General features: G+C 73.5%; 3 protein-coding genes. 2 read left to right on the top strand and 1 reads right to left on the bottom strand.

Annotation, left to right across the window (positions count from 1 at the left end):
* Both ACTIDRAF_RS0212725 and ACTIDRAF_RS0212720 read left to right on the top strand, forming a co-directional pair.
* Nucleotides 1-954: aldehyde dehydrogenase family protein (locus ACTIDRAF_RS0212725; RefSeq protein ID WP_016699125.1), on the top strand; the 954-nt coding region annotated here is incomplete at its 5' end.
* Between the two features lie 173 nt (nt 955-1,127).
* Nucleotides 1,128-1,895 carry an IclR family transcriptional regulator gene (locus ACTIDRAF_RS0212720; protein WP_016699124.1) on the top strand — a complete coding sequence of 256 codons (768 nt, stop codon included), beginning with the start codon at nt 1,128-1,130 and terminating at the stop codon, nt 1,893-1,895.
* Nucleotides 1,896-2,120: 225 nt separating this feature from the next.
* On the opposite strand, the gene ACTIDRAF_RS0212715 is transcribed toward ACTIDRAF_RS0212720, so the two are convergent.
* A complete protein-coding gene (locus tag ACTIDRAF_RS0212715; protein WP_016699123.1) occupies nt 2,121-2,492 on the bottom strand; it encodes a hypothetical protein in 372 nt (123 codons plus the stop codon).
* Between the last annotated feature and the right edge of the window lie 1,336 nt (nt 2,493-3,828).

Here is a 3,828-nt window from a genome sequence, read left to right as displayed (position 1 = left end):
GTCTTCGCCCTGCTGCACGGCGCTGGTCCTGAGGTGGGGCAGGCCCTGGTCACCGATCCGGCCATCAAGGCGGTCGGGTTCACCGGGTCGCTCCGGGCTGGTCGGGCGCTGCACGACGCGGCCGCGGCCCGTCCGGAACCGATTCCGGTGTACGCCGAGATGGGCAGCACCAACCCCGTGCTCCTCAGCGAGGCGGCGGTCGCCGCCAGGGCCGAGGAGATCGCGTCCGGACTGGCGCAGTCCTTCACCCTGGGCAACGGGCAGTTCTGCACCAAACCGGGCATCGTGCTGCTCCCGGCGGGCGCGGCGGAGTTCGCGTCGGCCTTCACCTCCGCCGTCCAGCGGGTCAGCCCCGGCACCCTGCTCAGCCCGCAGATCCAGCGCGGGCTGGCCGACCAGCTCGCCGAGACGCGCGACCTCGACGGGGTGGACGTGGTGGCGGAGGTGGCCGCCGACGGAGGGGGACTGCGTTCCCCGGTGGTGGTGCTGCGCACCGACGTCGCCGGGTACCTGCGCCACGAGCGGCTGCGCGAGGAACACTTCGGACCTGTCGTCGTCCTCGTGGAGTACGGCTCCACCGAGGACGTCCTCGCCGCGCTGGCCGAGGTGCCCGGCAGCCTCACCGCGACGGTGCACGCCGAAGCCGGTGAGGAGGACCGGCTCGCCGAGCCGATCGCCAGGCTGGTAGCGCTCAGCGGACGCCTGGTCTGGAACGGGTTCCCCACCGGAGTCGCGGTCAGCTTCGCCCAGCAGCACGGCGGACCGTACCCGTCGACGACGGCCGCCTGGTCGACCTCGGTCGGCACCTCGGCGATCCGCCGTTTCCAGCGGCCGGTCGCCTACCAGTCGGCGCCGGCGGCGGTGCTCCCCCCAGCCCTGCGGAACGAGAACCCGGACGGGATCGTTCGGGTGATCAACGGGCGGGTCACCACCGACCCGGTGGTCGCCGAGTAGCCTGTCCGCGCGAACGCCGCCGGCTCCCGGCACTCCAACCACCCCGTGCCGGCGCCGGCGGTGGCCGACGTCCGACGGTTCCGACACCGGATCCCGGTCCGCCCCGCCGCTCGCCCCGGCGGGGCGGTTCCGCTCCAGCCCACACCTCCACTGCCACGAGGAGACCAGCGGCGATGCCCCGACTCGTACCGGCGGTCATGCGCGCCGCCGACGTCCTCGAACTGTTCCTCGGAGAACGCAGCTCGTTGTCCGCGCCGGACATCGCCGCCCGGCTCGGCCTACCGAGGTCCACCGCGCACGAACTGCTCAACACCCTGGTCAGCCGTGGCTACCTGGCCAAGCAGCCCGGCAAGGACGGGGTGTACAAGCTGGGGCCCCGGCTGTTGGAGCTGGGAGCCCGCTACCAGCAGGACCTGGACCTGGCCGTTGAGGGCGAGGCGGTCACCCGGCGGGTGGCCGCGGAGTGCGACGAGACCGTGCACGTGGCCGTGCTGGACGGCGCGGAGGTCGTCTACGTGTGCAAGATCGACTCGACCTACTCGGTGCGGATGATCTCGGCGGTCGGGCGGCGGTTGCCCGCGCACTGCACGGCCGTCGGCAAGGTGCTGCTCGCGGGGCTGCCGGGCGAGCGGCTCGACCAGCTGCTGCGGGAGCAGGAGCTGGTTGCCCTGACACCGAGGAGCATCACCTCGGCCGCCGCGCTCCGCGCCCAGCTCGGGGAGGTGCGCCGGACCGGCGTCGCCTACGAGATGTGCGAGTCCAACCCTGATGTCGGGTGCGTCGCCGCGCCCGTGACCGACTACTCGGGTGAGTGGGTGGCCGCGATGAGCATCTCGGTGCCCACCATCCGCCACGGCGAGGCCGCCTGGCGGCGGTGGGAGGAGCTGGTCCGCGACGGGGCGACCGAGCTGTCCCGGCGGCTGGGTAGCGCCGTGCGCTGAGGCGCGAGCCCCTCCCCCACGTCCCGGGCGGCCACGGTCCACCGGGTCGGCGCCCCGGGCGCCGGCGGCCGGGGGGTCAGCACCGAGGGCAGATCATGCCCCCGCCGCCCTGCACCGGGATCATCGGCCCTCCGCAGGTGGGGCAGAGGCTGTCGCCGTGCCAGCGGCACTGAGCGCCGCCGGGGCACTGGCAGGGGGTGCGCTCAGCGGAATCCATGTCACTCCTCAGTGGTCGAAGGGGCACTGGTCCGCGGCGACCGCGTCCACGTACACCGTGGTCCGACCGCCTCCGACCGCCGGCCAGGAGCAGATGATCGAGTCCCCCCGTTCGGCGACCCTGAGATCGCGGAACCAGGCGATGTCGAGGAACTCGGTGTCAGTCGTGCGGATCCACCGTTCGCCGAACCGGACGAGTTGGGGTTCGCCCTCCGCCGCCCGGTCCCGGATCCACTCGGCCACCTGCTCGGGACTGCGGAGCACCTCCCGGGGCGGCAGATCGGAGCGGTCGAGGCACAGGGACCCCGCACCGAGGTAGGCGTGCCAGTGCAGCCCCCTCTCCTCCCATTCCGTGCCCGCGAGCATGTCCTCGAACCTCACGACGGAATACCTCCAGCTGGGCGGGCACCGGCCGTCGGCGCCGGACGGGATCCGAACGGACCTCCCACCGGACCGACAGCACGGTCGCGGTTCGCGTGGGCTCGGGCGGAACGAGCAGCGCTCTCCGGGGTCCCACCGAACGCCCCACATCATGTGCCGTACCCCGTTCCGAGTTCACATCGGGGTGAGGATTCGACCCCCCAAGCGGCAAGTAGACAATTCAACGACAATGGGGGCGTCGACACCCCGGGAAAGCGGGGAAGTGGAGAACGGACGCCCAGGAGAACACGAATTACTCTCGTTCACCGGTATCCGCCGATGGTCACGCGGGCACCCGGACGAAGGGGCCGCCCCCACCGCTTCCGGGCGCCACGAAGTCCCCGGCGGCCGTCCGACACGCGGCGCCGCACCCTCCTGGGACGTGCCGGCCCGCCCCTGGGACGGACGCCGCCATCCTCACCTGACCAGCGGAGAACCGCCCACCGTCCGGGCGATCGATCCCTGCCACCACGCACCGCCGCCCCGGCGCGCCCCGGCGCCCACCGGCGGGGTGGGAGATGGCGGCCCCTTCCCGGGACACCGGACTCCGGCGTGGGGGTTACCACCCGATACCGGCGGGCGGCACGCCAATACCGACATCGCACCGGATTCGCTCGCCCGGAATGGTCGACGACACCGGTCGGCACACCGGTTCCGGTATCGCCGGATCACCCGGCGGAGGACTTTCCGTGGCGCCACGTAATATGCCCGACGGCTCATTCCGGGCACTGCGCTCTCGTCCGCTCGGGGAGAACACCCGTTTTCCCCCGGCCGCGAACCGACGGTGCGACCGTCCCCCACGCATGTCCCGGCCCGTTCTCCGAGCGGTCCACCGTGCCGGACGGGACGGGGTGTTCCTCCCGTTCCCCGGCGCGCCGGCCGACGGGCTCCCGCGCCGACGGCCGACCAGGGCCGAGCCGACCGCCGACCTCCCACCCCCGGTTCCCCTGGTGGCCTTGGCATGCGACCACCTGCCACGACCGGGGATCCGAACGGCGGTCGGCCGGCTCCGGGTTCCCGGCTGGGCCTGGGGAGGGCACCGCCGGGCCCGGGTAACGCGGTGGGGCCGACTCGATCCGACCCCACCGGGCCGGGCCTTCGCCCCCACCACCGCCCCTGGCGGCGCCCCGCTCAGCGCAGCAGGCCGCTCTCGCCGATCCACGACTCGACACGGGGGTCGCAGCCGGCGGTCATGGCGGCGAAGGCCCGGCGGGCGAGGCAGCCGGGTGGAGCCAGGAACGTGACCAGGCGCTGGCCGGACTCGGGCAGCCCCAGTACGGCGTAGCTCACCCGGCCC

The sequence above is a fragment of the Actinoalloteichus spitiensis RMV-1378 genome, from assembly GCF_000239155.1.
Lineage (GTDB): Bacteria > Actinomycetota > Actinomycetes > Mycobacteriales > Pseudonocardiaceae > Actinoalloteichus_B > Actinoalloteichus_B spitiensis.
The sequence above is the reverse complement of the archived record's forward strand: the minus strand, read 5'-3'. Positions and strand labels throughout refer to the sequence as shown.

What these genes read in the sequence shown, in the direction of transcription:
- ACTIDRAF_RS0212720 (WP_016699124.1), top strand. Translation starts at nt 1,128, where the DNA reads ATGCCCCGACTCGTACCGGCGGTCATGCGCGCCGCCGACGTCCTCGAA.